General features: G+C 66.5%; 28 protein-coding genes and 1 pseudogene. 9 read left to right on the top strand and 20 right to left on the bottom strand.

The genetic code is table 11. The annotated features are described in order from the left end of the window. Positions 1-24: 24 nt before the first annotated feature. The 4 genes from FN976_RS17135 to FN976_RS17120 all read left to right on the top strand — a co-directional run bounded on the left by FN976_RS17135 (position 25) and on the right by FN976_RS17120 (position 2,698). The gene (locus FN976_RS17135; protein ID WP_186510933.1) at positions 25-366 is read left to right on the top strand and encodes a hypothetical protein; all 342 of its coding nucleotides are present in this window, start codon (positions 25-27) and stop codon (positions 364-366) included. Between the two features lie 108 nt (positions 367-474). Beyond that, a complete protein-coding gene (locus FN976_RS17130; protein ID WP_145894254.1) occupies positions 475-1,251 on the top strand; it encodes a HupE/UreJ family protein in 777 nt (258 codons plus the stop codon). A gap of 21 nt (positions 1,252-1,272) precedes the next feature. Continuing rightward, positions 1,273-1,635 carry a DUF6488 family protein gene (locus FN976_RS17125; RefSeq protein WP_145894253.1) on the top strand — a complete coding sequence of 121 codons (363 nt, stop codon included), beginning with the start codon at positions 1,273-1,275 and terminating at the stop codon, positions 1,633-1,635. A gap of 16 nt (positions 1,636-1,651) precedes the next feature. Further along, entirely contained in the window at positions 1,652-2,698 is a 1,047-nt protein-coding gene (locus FN976_RS17120) for a DMT family transporter (protein ID WP_145894252.1), read from the top strand. Between the two features lie 75 nt (positions 2,699-2,773). Here FN976_RS17120 and FN976_RS17115 read toward each other — a convergent pair whose 3' ends face one another. The 18 genes and pseudogenes from FN976_RS17115 to FN976_RS29790 form a co-directional block, all read right to left on the bottom strand. Beyond that, complete coding sequence (locus tag FN976_RS17115) at positions 2,774-3,205, bottom strand: hypothetical protein (protein WP_145894251.1); 432 nt, start codon at positions 3,203-3,205, stop codon at positions 2,774-2,776. 366 nt (positions 3,206-3,571) lie between these two features. Then, positions 3,572-3,853, bottom strand: coding sequence for a DUF2933 domain-containing protein (locus FN976_RS17110; RefSeq protein WP_145894250.1), 282 nt, complete (start codon positions 3,851-3,853; stop codon positions 3,572-3,574). 10 nt (positions 3,854-3,863) lie between these two features. Beyond that, positions 3,864-4,301: a hypothetical protein gene (locus FN976_RS29520; protein WP_186510932.1), complete on the bottom strand. Its 438-nt coding sequence runs from the start codon at positions 4,299-4,301 to the stop codon at positions 3,864-3,866. Between the two features lie 299 nt (positions 4,302-4,600). Beyond that, positions 4,601-4,915 (bottom strand): heavy-metal-associated domain-containing protein, encoded by a 315-nt coding sequence (locus FN976_RS17100; protein WP_145894249.1) that lies wholly within the window; start codon positions 4,913-4,915, stop codon positions 4,601-4,603. Between the two features lie 113 nt (positions 4,916-5,028). Further along, on the bottom strand, positions 5,029-5,259 hold the full coding sequence (locus FN976_RS17095) for a DUF305 domain-containing protein (RefSeq protein ID WP_255440521.1): 231 nt from the start codon (positions 5,257-5,259) through the stop codon (positions 5,029-5,031). 276 nt (positions 5,260-5,535) lie between these two features. Then, positions 5,536-7,956, bottom strand: a complete 2,421-nt coding sequence (locus FN976_RS17090; protein ID WP_145894356.1) for a copper-transporting P-type ATPase — start codon at positions 7,954-7,956, stop codon at positions 5,536-5,538. Between the two features lie 109 nt (positions 7,957-8,065). Then, entirely contained in the window at positions 8,066-8,257 is a 192-nt protein-coding gene (locus FN976_RS17085) for a heavy-metal-associated domain-containing protein (protein WP_145894248.1), read from the bottom strand. A gap of 135 nt (positions 8,258-8,392) precedes the next feature. Continuing rightward, complete coding sequence (locus FN976_RS17080; RefSeq protein WP_145894247.1) at positions 8,393-8,752, bottom strand: copper-binding protein; 360 nt, start codon at positions 8,750-8,752, stop codon at positions 8,393-8,395. Further along, the gene (locus tag FN976_RS17075; RefSeq protein ID WP_186510931.1) at positions 8,749-9,237 is read right to left on the bottom strand and encodes a DUF411 domain-containing protein; all 489 of its coding nucleotides are present in this window, start codon (positions 9,235-9,237) and stop codon (positions 8,749-8,751) included. Before FN976_RS17075 ends, FN976_RS17080 begins: the two co-directional genes overlap by 4 nt. After that, complete coding sequence (locus FN976_RS17070) at positions 9,234-9,746, bottom strand: cupredoxin domain-containing protein (RefSeq protein WP_145894246.1); 513 nt, start codon at positions 9,744-9,746, stop codon at positions 9,234-9,236. Before FN976_RS17070 ends, FN976_RS17075 begins: the two co-directional genes overlap by 4 nt. Before the next feature lie 9 nt (positions 9,747-9,755). Beyond that, on the bottom strand, positions 9,756-10,331 hold the full coding sequence (locus tag FN976_RS17065; RefSeq protein WP_145894245.1) for a Spy/CpxP family protein refolding chaperone: 576 nt from the start codon (positions 10,329-10,331) through the stop codon (positions 9,756-9,758). An 11-nt stretch (positions 10,332-10,342) separates the two neighbouring features. Continuing rightward, positions 10,343-11,764 (bottom strand): multicopper oxidase family protein, encoded by a 1,422-nt coding sequence (locus tag FN976_RS17060; protein ID WP_145894244.1) that lies wholly within the window; start codon positions 11,762-11,764, stop codon positions 10,343-10,345. Between the two features lie 12 nt (positions 11,765-11,776). Beyond that, positions 11,777-13,204, bottom strand: a complete 1,428-nt coding sequence (locus FN976_RS17055) for a TolC family protein (protein WP_145894243.1) — start codon at positions 13,202-13,204, stop codon at positions 11,777-11,779. Beyond that, positions 13,201-13,566 (bottom strand): hypothetical protein, encoded by a 366-nt coding sequence (locus FN976_RS17050; protein ID WP_186510930.1) that lies wholly within the window; start codon positions 13,564-13,566, stop codon positions 13,201-13,203. The genes FN976_RS17055 and FN976_RS17050 overlap by 4 nt, the downstream gene beginning before the upstream one ends. A 109-nt stretch (positions 13,567-13,675) precedes the next feature. Continuing rightward, positions 13,676-14,074 carry a hypothetical protein gene (locus tag FN976_RS17045; RefSeq protein WP_145894241.1) on the bottom strand — a complete coding sequence of 133 codons (399 nt, stop codon included), beginning with the start codon at positions 14,072-14,074 and terminating at the stop codon, positions 13,676-13,678. A gap of 49 nt (positions 14,075-14,123) precedes the next feature. After that, positions 14,124-14,771 (bottom strand): PaaI family thioesterase, encoded by a 648-nt coding sequence (locus FN976_RS17040; protein ID WP_222432833.1) that lies wholly within the window; start codon positions 14,769-14,771, stop codon positions 14,124-14,126. Between the two features lie 221 nt (positions 14,772-14,992). Beyond that, a complete protein-coding gene (locus tag FN976_RS17035; protein WP_432417873.1) occupies positions 14,993-15,292 on the bottom strand; it encodes a MerR family DNA-binding protein in 300 nt (99 codons plus the stop codon). Between the two features lie 29 nt (positions 15,293-15,321). After that, a pseudogene (locus tag FN976_RS29790) lies at positions 15,322-15,429 on the bottom strand (MerR family DNA-binding transcriptional regulator); the annotation flags it as partial. Positions 15,430-15,504: 75 nt separating this feature from the next. Here FN976_RS29790 and FN976_RS17030 point away from each other — a divergent pair. Further along, on the top strand, positions 15,505-16,212 hold the full coding sequence (locus FN976_RS17030; protein ID WP_145894239.1) for a cation transporter: 708 nt from the start codon (positions 15,505-15,507) through the stop codon (positions 16,210-16,212). On the opposite strand, the gene FN976_RS17025 is transcribed toward FN976_RS17030, so the two are convergent. Together FN976_RS17025 and FN976_RS17020 are read right to left on the bottom strand one after the other, a co-directional pair. Further along, positions 16,109-16,693: a hypothetical protein gene (locus FN976_RS17025; RefSeq protein ID WP_145894238.1), complete on the bottom strand. Its 585-nt coding sequence runs from the start codon at positions 16,691-16,693 to the stop codon at positions 16,109-16,111. The two genes, FN976_RS17030 and FN976_RS17025, sit on opposite strands and share 104 nt — an antisense overlap. Continuing rightward, on the bottom strand, positions 16,653-17,336 hold the full coding sequence (locus FN976_RS17020; protein WP_145894237.1) for a DJ-1/PfpI family protein: 684 nt from the start codon (positions 17,334-17,336) through the stop codon (positions 16,653-16,655). The genes FN976_RS17025 and FN976_RS17020 overlap by 41 nt, the downstream gene beginning before the upstream one ends. Positions 17,337-17,416: 80 nt before the next feature. Between FN976_RS17020 and FN976_RS17015 the strand changes: the two genes are divergently transcribed. From FN976_RS17015 to FN976_RS17000, 4 genes are all read left to right on the top strand, one after another. Further along, the gene (locus FN976_RS17015) at positions 17,417-18,364 is read left to right on the top strand and encodes a GlxA family transcriptional regulator (RefSeq protein ID WP_145894236.1); all 948 of its coding nucleotides are present in this window, start codon (positions 17,417-17,419) and stop codon (positions 18,362-18,364) included. Positions 18,365-18,812: 448 nt separating this feature from the next. Next, complete coding sequence (locus FN976_RS17010; protein ID WP_349291387.1) at positions 18,813-19,379, top strand: MerR family transcriptional regulator; 567 nt, start codon at positions 18,813-18,815, stop codon at positions 19,377-19,379. A 47-nt stretch (positions 19,380-19,426) separates the two neighbouring features. After that, the gene (locus FN976_RS17005; RefSeq protein ID WP_145894234.1) at positions 19,427-19,885 is read left to right on the top strand and encodes a FixH family protein; all 459 of its coding nucleotides are present in this window, start codon (positions 19,427-19,429) and stop codon (positions 19,883-19,885) included. Then, entirely contained in the window at positions 19,882-21,156 is a 1,275-nt protein-coding gene (locus FN976_RS17000) for a cytochrome-c peroxidase (RefSeq protein WP_145894233.1), read from the top strand. The genes FN976_RS17005 and FN976_RS17000 overlap by 4 nt, the downstream gene beginning before the upstream one ends. Positions 21,157-21,164: the final 8 nt, after the last annotated feature.

Genomic DNA, 21,164 nt, shown 5'->3' with positions numbered 1-21,164 from the left:
ATGGGCCCGTAGAATGAGATCGTGATGCGCAAGCTGATGTTCCTTCTGGCGTTCCTGGCCGCCTTCGGCCAGGCGCTCGCGGGCGCGTCGTTTGCAGGAACGCCCCTTGGCGAACTCGGCCACGTCCTCGCGCATGCGCAGGACGACGGCCACCATCACCACGATGATGGCGGCATGCACGTCGACGAGGCGGGCGACGGCGCCTTCCATGTCCACTTGGACGGCGCGAACTCCGCCGCGCCGCCCGCCGCGCCCTCCGCGAGAGCCGCGCTCGCCCTGCCGCAGGGCCCCCCCGACTGGGAAGCCCGCGAGCGCCCTTCGCCAACGATAGATGGCCTTCTGAGGCCCCCGAAGCTCGCGTCCTGACCCGCGCGGCTTGCTTCGCGCTCGTTCTCCGTGTGAACTGAGAACGGCGGCGTCAAGTCGCTTAGCCCGCGGACCCTCCCGCGGCCTTGGACGCATCTTCGGAAGACCATGAACCCCCTCTCTCGCGCGGCCACGCTCGCCGCGTTCATCGCGCCGTCGCTAGCCTTCGCCCATGGCATCTCGGAAGCCGACAAGCAGGCCATGCTCGCTGGCGGCTACTTGCAATACGCCGTGCTTGGCGCGAAGCACATGCTCACCGGCTACGACCACCTGCTCTTCCTCTTCGGGGTGGTCTTCTTCTTGACGAAGTTCCGGGACGTCGCCAAGTTCGTCACCGCCTTCACGTTGGGCCACTGCATTACCCTGATATTGGCCACGTTCTGGGGGATCACCTGGAACTATTGGCTGGTCGACGCGGTGATCGCGCTCACGGTGATCTACAAGGGCTTCGACAACAACGGGGGATTTCAGCGGCATTTCGACATGAAGTCGCCGAACCTGGTCGCGGCCGTGTTCGCTTTCGGCCTGATCCACGGCTTCGGGCTCTCCACGCGCCTGCAACAACTCCCCTTGGGGGACGACAAGATGGCCATGCTGGGGCGCATCCTGAGCTTCAACGTCGGGGTCGAGGTGGGACAGATCGCCGCGCTCTCGGCGATGCTCGTGGTCCTCGCGGCTTGGCGCAGGCGCCCGAATTTTCCGAAGCTGGCGGTGGCGGCCAACACCGCGCTCATGTTCGCAGGCGGCCTGCTGCTCCTGATGCAGCTGCACGGCTACGCCCACGACGCCGACCCGGGGGGATTTCGCTTCCCCGAAGAGGAGCACAAGCACCTCCACGAAGACTTGGACCTCGCCAAGCCCGATCCCACTCGCGACAACCTCTGAAACTCTCTGAACGGAACCACCATGAAATCCATCGCTATCGCCATCGCTATCGCCATCGCTTCCGCCTCGGCCCTCTCGCTTGCCGCTCCCGCCTTCGCCGACAAGGGCAGCTCCTGCCACTTCCACGGCTCGACTCCCGCCAAAGAGGAGACGGTCCTCGGGTGCGCCGCGCAGCGCAAGGACGCCCTGGTCGCCAGCGGGAAGCTCGACGCCTCCTGGAAGGGCGTGAAGCACGAGAAAATTGAGCAGGTCGACGGCAAGAAGGGCAAGGAGTGGAAAGTCACCTTCAAAAATCCGGCCGCCGCCGACAAGGAAAAGCAGTCGCTATACGTTTTCCTGAGCGCGCCGGGCAACGTGCTGGCCGCGAACCACTCCGGGAAGTGACCTTGTGAAGAGCGCCGTGGCTCGGCTTGGGCCCGCGGGGGCCGGCGGCTTCCTCGCGCTGCTGGCCGCCGCGCTTTTCGGCCTCTCCACGCCCTTGCTCCAGCTCCTGGGCAAGGGGCTGGGGCCCTTCTCCACCGCTTGCCTGCTCTACGCGGGAGCGGCGCTTGTGGGAGCGACCCTTCGCAGGAGCGCTCAGCGCGAAGCCGCGCTCACGCGTTCGGACGCGCCGCGCCTGCTGCTGGTCGCCTTCTTCGGCGCGGTGGTCGGACCGGTGGCCCTCGCATGGGGCTTGCAGCGGGCGAGCGGCGCGGGGGCCTCGCTCATGCTCACGCTGGAAGCTCTCTTCACGGCGGTCCTCGCGCGTTTGCTTTACCAGGAGACGATGGACCTGCGCGTCTGGATCGCGATGCTTCTGCTTCTCGGAGGCGGCGCGCTGCTCGCCCTCGACCAGGCCGGAGCCGGTTCTGCTCAGCTTGCGGGCCTTCTGGCGGTGCTCGTGGCCACCGCCGCGTGGGGGGCGGACAACGCCGCTTCGCGCGCGCTCGCGGAACGCGACCCCGGCCAAGTGGTGATGGCGAAGTCCACGTTCGGAGCCAGCGCCACCCTCGCGCTCGCCGTGGCGTTTGGCGAGCCTCTTCCCGGCGGCGCAGCCGCCCTGGGCCTGCTGGCGATAGGCGCGACCGGCTACGGGCTCTCGCTGCGCTTCTACCTTCTGGCGCAGCGCAGCTTCGGCGCGGCGCGCACGGGATCCGTCTTCGCCTGCGCCCCCTTCATCGGCGCGCTTGGAGCTCTGGCCTTGGGAGACCGCTCCGGCGGGTTGCTCATGGCGGGGGCCGGGCTGCTGATGGCTGCGGGCGTCTCCCTACACCTCCTCGAGCGCCACGGCCACGAGCACGAGCACGACATGTTGGAGCACGAGCATGCCCACACGCACCAGGACGGGCACCACGGCCACCGGCACGACCCCATGCCGCAGGGCTTGCACAGCCACGAGCACGTCCACGAGCCCGCGCGGCACGCGCATCCGCACGCGCCCGACTCGCACCACCAACACCGCCACTGACCCTAAGGGCGCGAGTCGATGCCATCAGCAAAAAAAGCCGCGCCGAATTTCCGACGTGTCCCGCGCGAAGCGGGCTCAGCTCTCGCGAGGCGTCTGCCGTTCGCGCAAGTAGCACCCCAACCCGAGCGCCCACAGCAGCGCCGGAGCCAGCAGCAGCCAGCGGAAGTCGGAATGCAGCATGAAGTTAGTCGCGCTCATGAGGGCGACGCTGAACAGGCCTGCGACAGACATGGCCAGCAGCGCGCCCGGCGCGCGCGCGGCCAGGAACCGCCAAGCGACGAGCGCGGTGAGGGCGCCGGCCGCGACCATGAATCCCCCCATCACGTTGAATACATGGCCAAGCCAACGCTCGAGCCCAGGAGCGGCCAGGCGCAGCGCCTCGAGCGAAGTTCCCATGAAGCGCGGATCCTCCGGCAAGAGAGCGGGCCGCAGGAAGATGAAATAGACGCCCAAAAGGACCATCCATAGCCCGCAGACTGCGAACACTTTGCCGGAGAGCCGAGTCATGCAAGCTCCTCACCGCGCCCGCCGCGCGCCATTGGGCCGGCATCGGATCTATTCGTCTGCATTTGATCCTCCGCGCATGCCGCTACCGAAAGTTGGGGACGAGCAGGTAGACGGCGAGGACGACCAAGGCCAACCAGCACAGCCAGTAAAGGATGGGCTCCCAAGCCGCGGTTCGAACTTGCGCTCGAGCCTCGATCCGATGCTTGCTCCACATCCCCGCGGCGTGCGCGATGAGGCCCACGGCGAAGATCGCAACTGCGAAAGGCCCCAGCCACTGTTGAAGCAAGAGCGCGCCGCCGGCTCCGGCCGCGGCCAAGCCCGCGAGCGACAACAGCTCGGCGGCTTTGAGGGACCCGCGGTCGGTGGTTATGGCCGACCTCCGTAGTCGGCCGGGGGACGGGCCCCATGAGATCCGCGCCCGCCGTGTCCTCCGTGGCCCCGGTGCATGAACAGATGCATCAAGGGACAGGCGAGGATCAGCAGGAACGGCAACGCGCCAAGAAAATGGGCGCGGTGCTCGCTGAAATACAGATAGGTGGCGAGCGCGCCGAGCACCAGGTAGCCGAGGGCGTAGTGCGAGCGCAAGAACACGCCAATCCCCGCGCGCTGGGTGGAGCCCGGAGACGGGGCGGCGGGATCGGGCGTCATGGCTCTCTCCTTACTTGGCCGGCTGCGGAAGCCGGTCGCTCATCATGTCCATGGCCGCCCCCATCATGGCCATCCGCTTCTCCATCATCGCGTGGCACTCTGCCATGCCCTTGGCGCTCTTCATGTCGCCCATCCCCTTGGGCATGTCCTTCATCATGGACATCCCGGCGCCCATGGTCTTCATGTGCTCGCTCATGAGCGCGCTCTTCTCCTCGGGCGTCTTGGCGGCCATCATCTTCTCGTGCATGGCCTTCATCGCGTCGGTCTGCGAGTCCATCATTCGCATGTGGGCGCCATGCTTGCCCGCATGCGTTTTGGCCGTTCCAGTTCCTTCGGCCGAGGCCGCCGCCTGGTGCGCGGCGTGCTCGTCGGGCGTGGTGGCGGCGTAGCCCGGGGCCGCGAGAGCCGCGGCGAGGAGGGCAAGGGGGATGAGGCGAGTGTTTTTCATTGCGATTCCTAGTTGAAGAGGCGTTCGAGCCATGCTGCGCCGAGAGGCGCAGCGCCGACTTGATCCAGGTCAATCCAATGTCGGAGAGCGAGCGGCGCCGGGGGCAGCCACTCTGGACATCCTCCCTCTTAAAAGCGTCCGCGTCCGCTCATCGGCAGACCCGGCGCGTAGGCTGACGTGCCGTCTTTGGCAGTTCGCCGCCATCTCTACGCGGTTTGATAGCTTTCCTGCCTGCTTGTGCAGATGAAGCCTAGCGCGCGAGCCATGAGCGCCGCTCATGGCTCATCCAAACCTCCGCATCAGCCGCAGCAGCAGCTTCGGCGCGCTGGGGCCGCTTGCGCGTCGTTGGCGGAAGCCGCCTTCCGCACGCCGCCGCAGCATCCGCCAGAAGCGGGCGCCGCGCGGGAGGCTGAGGCGGTCGACTTTGCAGGGGTGTCGCCAGCCTCCTGGATGGCTTTGGCAAGCTCGCTTTCCGCTGCGGCGCTTTGCACCGATACAAGCTTCTGCGCGATGCTGACTTCGAGGCGGGCGTGCTCGTCGACGCTCGCCACGGCCCGCGCGATCGCGCTCGCGCAGTTTCCGCAGCTCATATCGGGGATGTGAAACGTGATCATGGAAGGCACCTTTCTGGGTTTATAAAGAAAGTATCAACCTTGCCATCGTGGCAAGGTCAAGTGATTTCTTTATGCGCCCTTTGGCACGCGATCGCGCCCCCTCGCGGACCTGCCTACTTGGACGGCGCGTGTCCGGCGTGGCCCTTGCTGTGCGCGTTCTTGGCGAGGAACTGATCAAATTGCGCAATCTCCTTCTTCTGATCGGCGATGATCTTGCGGGCCATCTGCTTCATCTTCGCGTCCTTGCCGTGGTCGATCTGCCACGGGGACATCTCGACGGCGCCCAAGTGGTGCTCGCGCATGGCCATCGCGAAGTCGACGTCCGGTTTGCCCGACATCGGCATGGACATCATCTTCTCGTGGCCCTTTTACATCATTGCCTTCATGTCCGTGTCAGCCGCCTGCGCTGGGGCGATGAAGGCCAGGCAGATAGCGACGGCGGGAAGAGCGTGCGCGAACAACTTCATGGCGGACTCCTTGGGTTAACTCGACGTTGGTCAGCCGCTGGGGCTGGCCGATCGTGAATATTGAGGCGTGACCGAGTCGCCGCATGCAGGACTGAGCGACGAAGGCGGCCGCGCAGACGCTCATTTCTCCCGCAGATGGGCTCTGCCATAACCTCAGGAGCGCCAACGCTTCAAGCGCAGAGCGTTGCCGACGACGGAGACGGAGCTCAGGCTCATCGCCAACGCCGCCAGCATCGGCGAGAGCAGCCAGCCGGTCCATGGGTAGAGAACGCCGGCCGCCAACGGGATTCCGAGGGCGTTGTAGAGGAAGGCGAAGAGCAGGTTCTGGCGCATGTTGCGCACCGAAGCTTCCGAGAGGTCGCGCGCATCGGCGATGCCCCGCAGGTCCCCCTTCACGAGAGTCACTTGCGCGCTCTGCATGGCCACGTCGGTGCCCGCGCCCATGGCGATGCCCACGTCCGCCCCGGCGAGAGCCGGGGCGTCGTTGATGCCGTCGCCGGCCATCGCGACCACCAGCCCCTGCGACTTGAACTTGCGGGCGAGTTCGAGCTTGTCGGCGGGCTTGACCTCGCCATGCACCTCGTCGATGCCAAGCGTCCGCGCGACCGACTTGGCGGTGGCCAAACCGTCGCCCGTGGCCATGACCAGGCGCACGCCTTGCGCCCGAAGCCGCGCGATCGCCTCGGGCGTGGTCACCTTGACGGGATCGGCCACGGCGAGCAACCCTGCGAAGCGCCCGTCGATGGCCAAGTGCATGACGCTCGCGCCGCTCTCCCGCAGCTCGGAGCCTTGCGCGGCCAGGGCGGAGAGGTCGACGCCGATCTTCTGCATCAAGGCGGTGTTGCCCAGCGCCAGGCTCTTGCCTTCGACCGTTCCGGTCACGCCGATGCCGGTGCTGGAATCGAACGCGTCGGCCTTCGCGAGCGCCAGCCCCTTGGCCTTGGCGGCTGCGACGATGCTGTGGGCGAGCGGGTGTTCGCTGCCCTGGTCGAGGCTGGCCGCGAAGCGCAGAACATCGTCCTCCGAAAGTCCCGGAGCCGCGACAGCCTTCTGAAACGCTGGCTTGCCCTCGGTGAGCGTGCCGGTCTTGTCAACGATGAGCACGTCCACCTTGCGCATGTTCTCGATGGCTGAGGCGTCCCTGAACAGCACGCCGCGCTTGGCGCCTTCGCCGGTGGCCACCATGACGGACATCGGAGTGGCCAAGCCCAACGCGCAAGGGCAGGCGATGATGAGCACGGCCACCGCGTTGATCAGTCCGTAGACCCAGGAGGGCTCCGGGCCCCAAATGCCCCAGGCAAAGAAGGTGGCCAGCGCGGCGACGACGACACCGATGACGAAGTAGCCGGCGACGACGTCCGCCATGCGCTGCATCGGCGCTTTGGACCGCTGGGCCTGAGCGACCATCTGCACGATCTGCGAGAGCACCGTCGCCGAACCAACCTTCTCCGCGCGCATCGTCAAGGCCCCCGACGCGTTGATCGTCGCGCCGATCAGCTTGTCGCCGACGGTCTTGGAGACCGGCATGGGCTCGCCGGTGACCATCGACTCGTCCACCGAGCTCTTCCCATCCACGACTTCGCCGTCGACGGGCACTTTTTCTCCTGGCCGCACGCGGAGCAAGTCGCCTTGGTGGACGTGCGCGAGCGGCACGTCGGCCTCCGATCCGTCCGGCTCCACGCGGCGGGCGGTCTTCGGAGCCAGGCCCAACAGGGCCTTGATGGCCGCCCCTGCGCCCGAGCGCGCGCGGAGCTCCAGAACCTGGCCCAGCAGTGTGAGCGAGATGATCGCGGAGGCCGCCTCGAAGTAGACCGAGACGCGCCCCATCGACATGAACGACGACGGGAAGAGCCCTGGCGCGAGAGTCGCGACCAGGCTGTAGAGGAACGCGGCGCCGGTGCCCAGGCCGATGAGCGTCCACATGTTGGGGCTGCGGTTGCGCAGCGACTCCCAGAAGCGTTTGAAAAAGGGAGCGCCAGCCCATAGGACGACAGGGGCGCCCAGAGCAAGCTCGATCCAGGTCTGGGCCCCCCCGTCCATCACGCCGAGCGTGTGGCCGAACATCGCAAGCGCAACGCCCACAACCGTCAAAGGCAAGCTCCACCAGAAGCGACGCTCGAAATCGGCAAGCTCGGGATCCTTGCCCTCGCCCAAGGTGGGCATCTCGGGCTCCAACGCCATGCCGCAAATCGGACAGTGGCCCGGCGCGTCGCGACGCACCTCCGGATGCATGGGGCAGACATAGATTGATCCAGCCTGAGCCGGCGCAGCGGGCGCCTGCTCGGCGGAAGCCGCATGGCCCGCATGGCCTGCATGGCCTCCATGGCCTACATGCCCCTCTTGGCCACTCGACGCCGGGCCCGGCGGCCCGTGTGCGCGAGGTTCGTGGCCATGAGCCTCGGGCGCGCCCGAGGCCGGAGTTTCGAGTTGCAAGGCCATGCCGCAGATCGAGCAGCGCCCGGGCTCCCCGCTGCGCGCCTCGGGGTGCATGGGGCAGACGTAAACCGCGACCGTTGAGGCCTGAGGCTTCTCGGTCGCCACGGGGCCGGCATGAGCCGCGTGGTCGAGGACCATGGCTCCTTGCCCCGAGGGCTCGCGCCCGCTTGGCTTGTGAGCCGCGTGTTTCTGGTCCATGGCAGAATCTCCTTGCAGGGGTTGATGTCGCGCGCCGCGCCTTCGCAGATCAGCTGGGCTTGAATCCGGCGCCCGCGAGCGCCTGTTCGAACTTCTCGCGCGGGACCTCCGAGTCGATCTTGATCTTTTTTTCGCGCAAATCGAACTCGACCTTCGCGGCGGGGTCGACTGCCGCGCACGCGCGCGCCACCGACTTGGCGCAGCCACCGCAGTTCATGTCGGGGACTCTTAGCTCTAGCATGTCGCCCTCCAGATTGATTTCAAGGACAGTCTGAACCTTGACGCCATGGCAAGGTCAAGAGGTTGTCGAACTATTTCTCGAGCGCGCGGGCGCGCGGCGAGAATCCGTCGCGCGCCTTGGCCTTTGGCGAGCTCATCACTGAGTCGCGGCTTGGATCTCGGTGATGGTGAACTTGCCTTCTTGGCTGGCGGCCCGAAAGCGCACCTTGTCGCCCTGCTTGACCTTGTCGAGCATCGCGGCGTCTTTGACGCCGAAGACCATCGTCATAGGCGGCATGTCGAGGTTCTTGATCTCGCCGTGCTTCACGGTGATCTTGCCGGCCGACTTGTCGACCTTGCGCACTTCTCCCTCCGACATGTCGGCGGCGGCCGCCGACGCCGCTCCCTGGGGCTGGTGAGCGCCGTGATCCGCGAGAGCCGTTTGCTGCGCGAAAGCGGTGGCGGAGAGGCCTGCGGCGCAAGCCGCGGCCAGGAGGAGTTGCTTGACGTGTTTCATGACTTCTTCCCTTCGTAACGTTGATAAACCTTGCTTGTTCCGTCCTTCGCGAGCAGCAGCACGTCGAAGGAATCTTTGCGGCCCTTGTAGACCGCGCCATCCATGCCCGGCGAGCCCACGGGCATGCCGGGGACCGCCAGGCCAACGGCGGCGGGCTTCTCAGCCAGCAACCGCTTGACCTCGCGCGCCGGCACGTGGCCCTCGAGGGCGTAGCCGCCCACGACCGCCGTGTGGCAGGAGCCGTGCTTCTTGTCGATGCCCAGGCGCGCGCGCGCGGCGTTGTTGCCCGTGTCGTTGACCTTGACCTTGAAGCCGTTCGCTTCCATGTGGGCGATCCAGTCCTTGCAGCAGCCGCATTCGGGGTCCTTCCAGACTTCGACCGGGACCGCCTTGGCGGGGGACGCGGCCAGGGCCACGCCCGGCGCGCACGCCAGCATCAGAGCCGCGCCGACGGCGCGCCTGCGGGAGATGACGGCGCCGATCATTTGGAGGCTCCCGCGGCGGAGACTTTGATCTTCCCGACCATGCCCGCCTGGTAGTGGCCCGCGATCAGGCAGGCGAAGTCAAAGTTTCCCGGCTTGTTGAAGGTCCAGATGAGGGAGGCTTCCTTGCCGGCGGCCACGTGGGCCATGTAGGGCTCGTCGTGTTCCATGCCCGGGAACTTGACCATCAGCGCGGCGTGCTCGTCGAGCGTCTTCTTGTCGCCGATGACCATCTCGTGCAGGACCTTGCCCTTGTTGCGCACGACGAACTTCACCGTTTCGCCCTGCTTGACCTCGATGTTCGAGGGCGTGAAGCGCATGTCGTCGCTCATGGCGATTTCGATCGTGCGGCGAGCCGCCTTCGCGTCGCCCGCGATGCCCCATGGCTTCTGCTCCTTCTTCACTGCGGCGGAAGCCTTCTTGGCGTCGTGCTTCTCGTGCGCGAAAGCGGAGCCGGCGGTGGAGGCGATGGCGATGGCGATGGACAGGGCGAGATGTGTTGCGAGTTTCATTGGATTCTCCTAGTGGTGTTTGCCGTGATGCCCGTCGCGCTTCTCGCCCGATGCGGGCGCGCTGGCGTAGCCGCGCAGTTCAGCGTATTTGCGGGTCTGCTCGGCGCTGAGCAGCGCCGTCTGCTCCAAATGCGTTCGCAGGTGTTCCTCCCTCAGGCGCGCCTGCTTGGAGCCGACCTCCGTCGTCAGCGTCGACAACCGCGCGGCGTCCACCTGGCGGCTGGCGAACGCGTGGTCGAGCGCGCGCTCGGCCTCGACGACTTCGGCGCCCAGAGCGCGCGCCTTCTCCTTGTGCGCGCGCATCAGCGTTTCGGTCGCCCGGCGTTGCTCCGGCGTGAGCCGCAAGGCATCGGCGTGTTCGAGCGTGTGCGCTGGGCCCGGGTAGCCGTTGAGTTCGGCCGCCTTCGCCAAGCCCATGCCTTGGCCTGCGAGCAGCTCGTCGATCTCGGCCTGAGGGAGGGATTTGATCGCGCGTTCCTGCTGGCCCGCATACGGGGCGCTGCTTTGCCCCATGGCGCTTCCAGGTCCGATCAGCGCGGCGGCGACGAGCGCTGCCGCGACTGAGACGTTTCGAGTGGATTTCATGGAGGTCTCCTTCAATGGCCGCTGTGGCCGGACGCGGGTTTGCGGACGCGCACTTCCACTTCCTTGGCCGCGGGCGTGCTGGCCGCGGAAGGCGTTTTCTGGGGGGCCGCGCTCGCGCGCGCCGGCTCGGGCAATTGGCCCGTGAACTCATAGGCCACGGTCCCCTGCGGGTGCTTGAACCACCCGGGGTCCTTGTAGTCGCCGCGCTTCTGCTCGCGGCGCACTTTGACGGTGGTGAACATCCCGCCCATCTCGAGCCCGCCGAAGGGACCCACCCCGCCCATCATCGGAGCGGTGTTGTCCGGCAGCGGCATCTCCATCTCGCCCATGTCGGCCATGCCACGCTCGCCCATGACCATGTAGTCGGGCACGAGCTTGGCGATCTTCTTAGCCACGTCGCGGTGGTCGACGCCGATCATGGTCGGCACGTCGTGTCCCATCGCGTTCATGGTGTGGTGGCTCTTGTGGCAGTGGAAGGCCCAGTCGCCCTCCTCGTCGGCCAAGAATTCGACTTGCCGCATCTGCCCCACCGCCACGTCCGTGGTCACCTCCATCCAGCGGGTGCTCCTGGGCGTCGGCCCCCCGTCGGTGCCGGTGACCATGAACTCGTGGCCATGCAGATGAATCGGGTGGTTCGTCATCGTGAGGTTGCCGAAGCGGATGCGCACCTTGTCGCCGAGCTTCACGTTCATCGAGTCGATGCCGGGAAAGATCCTGCTGTTGAACGCCCAGAGGTTGAAGTCGGTCATCGTCATGATCTTGGGCGTGTAGGCGCCCGGATCGATGTCGTATGAGGACAGCAGGAAGACGAAGTCACGGTCGACCTCCTCAATGAGCGGATGCTTCGCCTTCGGGTGCGTGACCCAGAAGCCCATCATCCCCATCGCCATCTGCGTCATCTCGTCGGCGTGCGGGTGATACATGAAGGTGCCGGGACGCCTGGCGACGAACTCGTAGACGAACGTCTTGCCGACGGGAATCGCCTTTTGAGTCAGTCCCGAGACCCCGTCCATGCCGTTGGGCAGGCGTTGACCGTGCCAGTGCACGCTGGTGTGCTCCGGCAGCTTGTTGGTCACAAATATCCGCACGCGGTCGCCCTCGACGACCTCGATCGTGGGACCAGGAGATTGGCCGTTGTAGCCCCACAGGTGCGCCTTGAAGCCCGGCGACATCTCGCGCACCACGGGCTCGGCGACCAGGTGGAACTCCTTCACTCCTTGGTTCATGCGCCAGGGCAACGTCCACCCATTGAGCGTCACCACCGGGTTGTAGGGGCGCCCCGTGCCAGGCAGCAGCGGCCCCGCAGTCGCCGGCCCCGTCTGGATCACGGGCTCCGGCAAAGCGGCCATGGCCACCTTGCTCACGCTCGCGGCGCTGACGGCGCCGGCGATCGCTCCGAACCCTGCCAAGAAATTTCGTCGATTGTTTTGCATGAGTCCTCGCTGTCAGTGGGCGGCGTCGCCGCCGCCGGTGGTCGGGCGAGCGGATGACGTGGAGCTGGACGCCCCCGCCATCGGCTTGCCGATCAAAGTGGATGAGAGGCCGGCATCGCTCAGCCAGAAGTCGCGTTGCGCCTCGATGGCGGTCATGACGCCGGTGACTTGCTCGCGCGCGTCGGCCAAGAGCTCGAAGACGCCAATGAGCATCCCGTTGTAGCGAAGCACGTTCTCTTCCGAGATCGTCTTGCGCAGCGGAACCATCTCGTCGCGCTGATGCCGCGCCTGGTCATAGGCGGTCCGGTAGGCCGCGTAGCTCTCGCGCGCCTGCGACCCGGCGGAGCGCGCGACCGCATCAAAGCGGTTCGCGGCCGCGAGCGAACGCGCGTCGAGCGCGGCGCGGCGCGTGGACCCCCAGTCGAACAGCGGCAAGCGGATTTCGAGCTCATAGCCGCGGGTGGTCGACTTCTCGCCATTGCCTTCGAAGCGCGTGTCGCGCCGCGCTCCCAGCTCCACGTCCACCAGACTGGACACCAGGTCGACGCCGCGCCCTCGACCCGCCGCTTCGAGTTCCAAGCGCGCGAGGCGCGCGTCGAGGCGCTGAGAGGCCAACGCCGTCGCCACGACCTCGGGACCCCTGGGGGCCTTGGGCAGGTCGGGCAGCCGATCGGGAAGCCTCAAGACGCGCGCCTGCTCGTCGCTGAGTCCCAGTTGGCGGACTAGCTCCTCCCGAGTGGAGACCGCCTGCTGTCTGGCCGTGGCCAGGCGCGCGGTCGCGTCGCCATAGAACAGGTGCTGCCTAGCCGCTTGGAGCTTGGTGAAATTGCCCACGGCCTGCAAACGACGCGCGAGGTCCGCGCTGGCGTCGGCGGCGTCCTTGACCTGGACCGCGTAGACCTCGATTTCGCGCGCGGCGACAGCCTTCACCCATGCCTGGCGGGCGTTCGACACCTGGTCGACCACGGCTCCGGCCATCCTCACGCGCGCTTGCTCGGATTCGATCTTGGAGACGGCTCTCCGCTGCGGGAGCGTAATCAGGTCGAAGAGGCCGACCGAGAGGAGCCGACCGAGCTCGAGGTCCGCGCCCTCGCGCAATCTCTCGAACGAAAAGACCACCCCGCCGGGGAGCCCGCGCTGTTGGGCCATGGCGATCTCGCCCCAGCTCTGCGCGAGAGCGGCTTGGAACGCCGGGCTGTTCGACAGGGCGAGCTGCGCCGCCCCGTCCATGGTCAAAGGCTTGGCCAGCAGATCATTCGCGAGCTTCGACGCCGCCTCGCGCTGCGAGTCTTCCGTCCTGAGCTCGGCTTTGACCCCGCCGGAGACCGGGCCGGACAACTCGTTGGCCTCTCCCATCGCGGCTTGCATGTTCGGCGCGGCGCAGCCGGCCAGGACGACGACGGCAGCTGCGGCCGCCACCAGCGTGAATGTTCGTTTCATCGTTGATGCCCCTGGTGAGGATTGGCCGGCCGCGCCGGGGCGGCTGGCGCCCCTGGAGCGGCGGCCGGGGCCGAGGCCGAGGCCTCGGGACGAGTTGGAGGCTGAACCGGCGTTGACTGCGGCTGGCTTTGCGTCCCGCCATGGATTTCGCGGGCGTAGGCGCGCCAACCACCGATCTCGCGGACGGTGTCGTTGGACTTGCGCCAGTCCTGGATCTCAATGGCCTCGAAAGGCCGGTAGCCCTCGAAAGCCGAGCGATAGGGCGCGGCCTCGGCGCTTGGCGGGCTCGCGGGCTGCGCGGCCAGGGGGAAGCTCGCGGCGAGCGCCGCGGCCGTCAAGAAGGTTCTAGTTCTGCGTGTCATGGAGCCTCGCGTGATTCGTTGCGCGCGCCTGCGTCCGCGTCGGCGCGGGCAGGGTCGGGGTCGGAAATGCGGCGGCGCGCCCGGGGCTAGCCCGGGCGGCGCGCGGAGGTCACGCGCGAGGCGGCTTGTCTGGGAGGGTCGGCGTCTGCGAGGAGACGCGAACGGCCGGCTGCGACGGCTCCGCCGAGGAGGCGGGCAATGCGGGCGGCAGGGAAGAGAATCCGCCGACCGCCTGCGCTTGCGAGCAGGAGGCGCAGATTGGGCAAGAGTGGCTCTGTTGGGATCCGTTGTCGGCGGCGGGCGCGGCGCCGTCGGCTTGGGCCGCCTCGACTTGGGCCGCCTCGACTTGCGGCGCGGCGTGGCCGTGCGCGGCGTGGTCGTGTCCCGCCTTGTTCATGGAGGCGTGGTGGCCCTGGTGGGAGGCCGTCTGCGCCACTCGCGCCGCCGCCTGCGACCCGCAAAACAGCATCGACGCGGCCGCCATCCCCTGGAGGGGAAGCGCGGCCATGAGGAGCCAAGCGAGGAGAAGGCGGAGTCGCGACATTGAACTCAGTATCCTAGCGCCGTCCGGTTTGGTCGGCAACCTCGGCGGCGTAGGACCCCGCCGCGCGTGGGGCCGAGGCCGGGGCGATCATGGCCGAGGCGGTCGCGAAAGGTGCGCCGCCTCGGCGCGCCAGGAGCGCGCCTTGGGCGAAGGCGAAACCGCGGGAGGATTTGGTCACTCCCGCCCGAAACGCCAAAGGCTCGGCGGCGCGCGCGAGCGACAGGAATTGGACCGAGAGCTCGAGAGTCACCACCGCTTTCGAGTCGTAGTGGCCCAAGCCCGCCAAGACGAAGGCCGCGTCGAAGCCGGCGGCGATGACACCGCCATTGATGGCATCGACGCCACCGCCGCCCAGCGCCCCGGCTTCGATCCGTTCGAACTCGATTTCGGCCCAGCCGGGTTCGACCCACTGGCCCCGAAATCCAAACCAGCGAATCTCGGCTCGGTCATTGAACGACGACAACTGTCGGGAGCGGGCGTCGGGGGCGAGCCTGAAGGGAATCGGATCCAGATGCATGGCGTTTCCCTCAGTGCCGATGGCGACGTAGGCCAAGGCGTGACGGATGGTCGCCCGCAGAGCAACAGAGTTCAGGCTCGGCGAGGGAGGCCCTCTCGCGGCAGCTGGAACGCCCAGATTGGCCGACTTGGTGGTGACGAGCATGGTCCATGAAAGTATCCTGTTGGGGGATGCCGACATCGTGGACCCTGCCACTATGGCAAGGTCAAGCACCTTTTTTGGGAATGGGCGCTTTGAGAGCTGGAGCTCGGATGCCGGTTCGGGCAGTGCTGGCAGGGCCCGAGTTGGTGGAACGACTGGCCCATATGCGGGGGCATCGCACTTGTCATCGGCGTCAGGTTGCCATATGAGTCCCTAGCGAGCGGTTATCCCTGGTGGTGCCGTCGCCCACCGCGCGAGTGCGACGGGTGGGCCGACGGCGCGCTGTGATCATGGTTCCTCGCCGCCTTCTCCAGGCCTCCGAGTATTCCGCACTGCGCCGCAATGCCACCTTCCGAGCAACCCGCACGCAGAGACCGAATCTCCCGCTCCAGTGCCTTGAGCTCCGCAATTCGTCGCACGACTTTGGAGATGTGTTCGTCGAGCAAGTGATCGACCTCGCCGCAGCTTTCGCCGGGTGAATCCGTGTGGTGAAGCGGATTTCGTCCAGCGTCATGTCCAGGCACCGGCAGTGCCGGATGAACGCCAGGAGCTGGGCATGACTTGCTTCATAGCCGCGGTAGTTCGAGTCCGTACGGCCGGGCAGCGGCAACAGCCCTTCCCGCTCGCAGTAGCGAATCGTCTCTACCTGGGTCCCCGCCATGGCGGCCAGCTCTCCAATCTTCATTTTTACGCCTCAGCTTGACTCTGATGTGGCTTCAGGGTTTCCAAGTAGGACATGGACACGAAGACCCTGCCAGAAGAAGTGGACTGCTGCGCCTCAGCCGCATGCGCAATGGGTCCCCCCGTGGCGTTACCGACACAAGCAGCGGGTCGCCGATTTCGCGTTGCAGCCATGGACTGCAGCGCGGAGGAGGCGGAGATCCGCCGCGCCCTGCAGTCTGTGCTGGGCATCCGTTCGCTCAACTTCCAGCTGACCGCCCGCACGCTCGGCATTGACGCCGCAGACGATGCCTTGCCGCTGGCACTTGAAGCCATCAGGAAAGCCGACTTCGATCCTGAACCGATCGGCAACCTCGATCCGGCCGGTGCGCACGTGGGTGAAGGCGACGGGCTGCACGACCATGACCACGGGCTTGGCGCTGGCGTGGCCCAAATGGGATTGGCGCTTAGCGTCGCAGTCGCAGCCGAGGTGCTTGAGTTCATCGCCCCTGACACCCTGCCCTGGAGATTAGCTGGGATGGCGCTGGCCGGCTTGGCGATCTGGCTCGCGGGCCTGGACGTCTACAAGAAGGGCATGGCGGCGTTGCTGCGGGGCAAGCTCAACATCAACGCGCTGATGTCCGTGGCCGTGACCGGTGCCTACGCGCGGCATCAGGCTGTCAGGCGGCCGCGCGCGGCCTCTGAATCCTGCGCCCAATCTCATAGGGGCTCGCGATGGTCAGGAACTGCGGCGAGATCAAGCACGCGGCGCGCAGCAGGCTGATCAAACCAAGCAGCATCAGCGCACTGGGCAACGCAAAGAGCAGCAGCCACAGGCCAGACCAGGTGGGCTGCGAAGAATCGAAACTGAAATCGGCGATCTGGAACAACCCATACAGGCTGGCGCCCGCCACGATACCCGTCAGGTAGCACACGGTGGCTTGCATGGAGATTTCGGCGGCGAACAGCGTGCGGACCTTGCTGCGCCCCGCGGCGATCGTGTTCCCACGGATGTAGAGCAGCGAGGTGAACGTGAAGAACACCGCCAGGACGGGGAGGCTCAGCGACGCAAGCGGCATGAAATCCATCGCATACACATGGGTCGCAACGGTTGACAGGAAGACCGAAGCGGTCGCGATGGAGAGCGCGACGAAGGCGTAGTGCCGAAGGCGTGTGGGTCGTGTTTGCATGCCCTGGACTGTCAGCCTTGCCGCGATGTCAAGGTCAAGCCACCAGCGCAGCCAGCTCGATTTGCGCTTCAGCACGGAGGATTCGCTCGGCTTGCAAAGCCCGCAGTTTCTCCACCCGATGCGCTCCGGCCTTTTCCGGTGAGCCGCTGTCGAACGGAGGGTGCGGGTCGTACTCCAGAGCGAGCTGCAGCATGCGCGCCGTGTCCTCGCCCGCCAGTTCTGCCGCGAGCGCGAAGGCAAAGTCGATGCCGGCTGTCACCCCGCCACCGGAAATACGGTTGCGGTCGCGTACAACGCGCTCTGCAACGGGAATGGCACCAAAACGCGAAAGGTACTTTCGCCAATTCCAGTGGCACGCGGATCGATAGCCTTGCAAAAGGCCTGCTGCACCCAGCAGCAACGAACCGTTGCACACGGAAGTCACGTAGCGCGCCTCGCGGCCCTGGCGTCTTAAGAAATCCAGCGTGTCCGAATCGGTCAGCTGATCGGCAAAGCCGAAGCCACCGGGCACGCACAGCACGTCAAGGCTCGGGCATTCGGCGAACGTCGTGGTCGGAACGATCGAGAACCCGACGTCGGTCAGCACGGGATCCCGCGTCTTCCAGGCAAGGTGGACCTGTGCGCTGGGCACGCGGCTCAAGACCTGTGCCGGGCCAGTGAGGTCCAGTTGCGTGACGTTGGGATAAAGAAGGAATCCGATGTGGAGGTGCGTGTTCATGGTGAAGCCCGTTGGTTGACGCCAAGAGCATCAAGGACTAACGTTGTGGCAACAACGTCAGATTTCCCACCATTCCTGCCATGCGCCACCGTATCCACGTCCTCGTGTTTCCCGGGTTCCAGCTGCTCGACGCCGCCGGGCCCGTCGGCGCGTTCGAAGCTGCCAACGCGTATGACGTGCGGATCGTCGCTGCGGCACCCGGTTTGGTTTCCAGTTCGTCGGGCGTCGAGTGGATGGCCCGGGGCTTGCCCCGCAACAGCGAAGGCGGAACGCTGGTGGTCTCCGGTGGGCCGGGTGTGGAGGACGCGATGCGGAACGCGACCTTGCTGCGATTCATCCGCAAAGCGCACCAGCGAAAGCTGCGCATCGCGAGCATTTGCTCTGGCAGCATGCTGCTCGCAGCGGCTGGCCTGCTCGATGGCCGAACCGCCACCACGCATTGGTCGCGAACAGGGCAGTTCAAGACGCTGTTCCCGGCAGTGAGGCTCGAGGCCGACAAGATTTTTGTACAGGACGGTGATACGTGGACCAGCGCGGGCATCACAGCCGGCATCGACCTCGCGCTCGCCATGATCGCCCGGGACGTCGGCGAGAGCGTCGCGCGCGCAGTCGCGCAGGAGCTGGTCGTGTACTACCGCCGCCCCGGCGGACAATCGCAATTCTCGGCGCTGCTCACGCTGCAAGGCGCTGCACAGGGCCGCTTCGATCCGGTGCTCGACCACATTCGCCGCAACCTCTGCGAGCGGCACAGCGTGGAAGGACTTGCCGAACGCGCGTGCATGAGCCCCCGCAATTTCGCACGGGCCTTCCACGCTGAAACGGGCGTGACGCCCGCCAAGGCGGTCGAGAAGATTCGCGTGGAAGCCGCACGAACCGCTTTCGAAGGCGGTGGGGCTTCGGTGCAACGGGTGGCGACCGAGTGCGGCTTCGGCGATACCGAGCGCATGCGCCGCAGCTTCGCGCGCCTGCTTGGCATGGCGCCTTCGGCACTCCGTCGAATGAGCAGTCGCAGTTCCGCCGAAGGCTGACCCCGCTTCAAGTCGGCGACCGCCGGTGCGTTCATCGTCACGACGAACGCAGCTGGCACGCCTCGCTCCTCCGATTCGAGCCTGAGCGGCTGCCAATTCTCGGAGCCGGTTGACCACGCCGGCGCGGGCTTGACCTTGACATCGTGGCAATGCCAAAACTCCGAGGCTTCTGAAGCGAGAAACCCGGAGACTTCCATGCCTCTTTCGTCACCCTTCCACCGAACGGCCGTCGCGACCGTGCTCTCGGTCGTGGCGGCCGTGATGATCATCACGCATCAGGCTGCCGCCAGCGACGCCGCTCCCGCTGCGCAAGATGCAGCCCAGCCCTCCTCCAGGAGTGCCAGTGCAACGGAAGGTGGCAGAAAAGGTGGGGAACGCGTCATTGCAGCCATGGCGCGTCCGGGCGACAGTTCGGCTCAAGGTGCGATCCGCCTCCAAGGAGCTGCAAATGTCCCCCATGAGCATCAGTGAAGCCGCGGCAGCGGCCGCCGTGACGCCCAAGATGATTCGCCACTACGAATCGCTGGGCCTCATCCCGCAGGCCGAGCGCTCGGAGTCGGGCTACCGGCTCTACAGCAAGCGCGAGGTCGACATGCTGCGTTTCGTACGGCAAGCGCGCGCGCTCGGATTCCCGATCCCGCAGATCGATGCCCTCATGCGGCTTTGGCAGGACGACGATCGCGAGAGTCGCGCCGTCCGGGAAGTCGCGCATGCGCAACTCCTGGAACTGCAGCAGCGTCGGAAAGAACTTGACGAGATGGCGACGACGCTGGAGGCATTGGTGCAGGAGTGTGCCGGCGATGACAACGCCTGCTGTCCCATCCTGGCGCAGCTGTCGGCCCCGCTTGCCGCACGCCTGGCACTTGCGCCTGTGGTCGGTTCGACCACGTTGAAGGAGGTCAAGGCCGGCTCGCGTGCCAAGGCACCGAGGCGGCGCAGTCACATCGAGCGGCCGCCGCAGCGCGCCCACACAGCGCTGGAGATGTGGAGTCGATCGGCGGCCTCGCCGCTGTGACGCGACCACTGCAAGCAATTTCATTCTCAACCATAGAAACAACTGCCATGTCACATCTTTTTAGCCATTCACTGCGCATCACGGTCTCCACCGCCACCTTCGCGGTCGCCACCCTGCTCACCATGGGCTGCAGCACGCCGGCTGACCTCGACCTGTCCCTCAACAAGCGTTCGGCCGCAGGCATCTACAAGGTCGGCTTGGTGGCGCCGGCGCAGGCCCCGGCGATCAACCAGATCCACAGCTGGAAAGTGACGCTCGCCACACCAGAGGGCCAACCGGTATCGGGCGCTAAGTTCGCCGTGGACGGCGGCATGCCGCAGCACGGCCACGGGCTTCCTACGAAGCCGCGGGTGACGCGTGATCTTGGCAACGGCACCTACCAGCTCGACGGCATGAAGTTCAGCATGACCGGCTGGTGGGAGGTCAAGCTCGACATCCAAGGTCCGTCCGGTCCAGACAAGGTCACCTTCAACACCGTCGTCAACAACCCGCCGGTGCGGCAATGAGCAAGACGCTCGCCGTTGTCGGCGTCCTCGTGGCCCTTGTCGGCATGTCCGTGGTCGCCGCGCCGGAGTTCGCCATGGCTCCTGCGCGGGACAAGTGGACCGCGCAGGAAGTGTCCACGATCGCTTCCATGCGTCTGAAGGAGGCCGGACCGCTCTCGCCTGAACCTTCCAACGCCTACGAGCGGCGTACTGATGCCGCCGCGTTCGGCCGCGCGCTCTTCAACGACACGCGCCTTAGCCGCAACGGGCAGGTCTCGTGCGCAAGCTGCCATTCCGCGGACAAGCAGTTCCAGGACGGCAAGCCGCTCGGTGAGGGCGTGGCAACCGGCAAGCGACGCACGATGCCGGTGATGGGCGCGGCGCACTCGCCCTTCCTCTTCTGGGATGGCCGCAAGGACAGCCTGTGGTCGCAAGCCCTGGGCCCGCTCGAAGATGCGGCGGAGCACGGCGGCAACCGCGTGCGCTACGTGCGCCAAGTGCAAACCCACTACAAGGAGCAGTACCAGGCGGTGTTCGGCCCCATGCCGGCACTAGGCAAGCTCCCGGAGGACGCCATGCCCGGGGGCACGGAGGCGGAACGTGCTGCGTGGGACGCCATGAGCGAGCCCAGCCGGGACGGGATCAACCGCGTCTACGCGAACATGGGCAAGGCGATCGCGGCCTTTGAACGCACGCTCGCCTATGGCGAATCGCGCTTCGACCGTTACGCGCAGGCCACTGTCGCCGGTGACGGTCGCGGCCAGGAAGTGTTGGCGCCGCAAGAAGTGCGCGGCTTGCGCCTCTTCCTCAACAAGGGCCAGTGCGTCACCTGCCACAACGGCCCGCAACTGTCGGACCACGCCTTTCACAACACCGGCGTGCCGCCGCTGAACAAGGCCGCGCCCGACCGCGGCCGCGCTGACGGTGTAAAGAAGTTGCTGAAGGACGAATTCAATTGCCTCGGACGCTATAGCGATGCCAAGCCTGAGCAATGCGGGGAGCTCCAGTTCCTTGCCGCTGACGACCCGCACAATCTGGCCGCGTTCCGCACGCCTAGCCTGCGCAACGTGGCGGAGCGCGCGCCCTACATGCACGCCGGCCAGTTCACGACGATGGAGCAGGTCGTGCGGCACTACGCCGCGTCGCCCAAGGCGGCGCTCGGCCACAGTGAACTGGCCCGGCCAGGCGAGAAGCACGCCGATCGCCAAGCGATCCGGCTGTCCGAATCCGATGTGCAGGATCTCACAGCCTTCCTGGGAGCGCTCACCGGTCCGGTGGTTCAGGCGAAGTGACGCTTGCG

The organism is Caenimonas sedimenti, assembly GCF_007833165.1.
Classification (GTDB): domain Bacteria; phylum Pseudomonadota; class Gammaproteobacteria; order Burkholderiales; family Burkholderiaceae_C; genus Ramlibacter; species Ramlibacter sedimenti.
The sequence above is the reverse complement of the archived record's forward strand: the minus strand, read 5'-3'. Positions and strand labels throughout refer to the sequence as shown.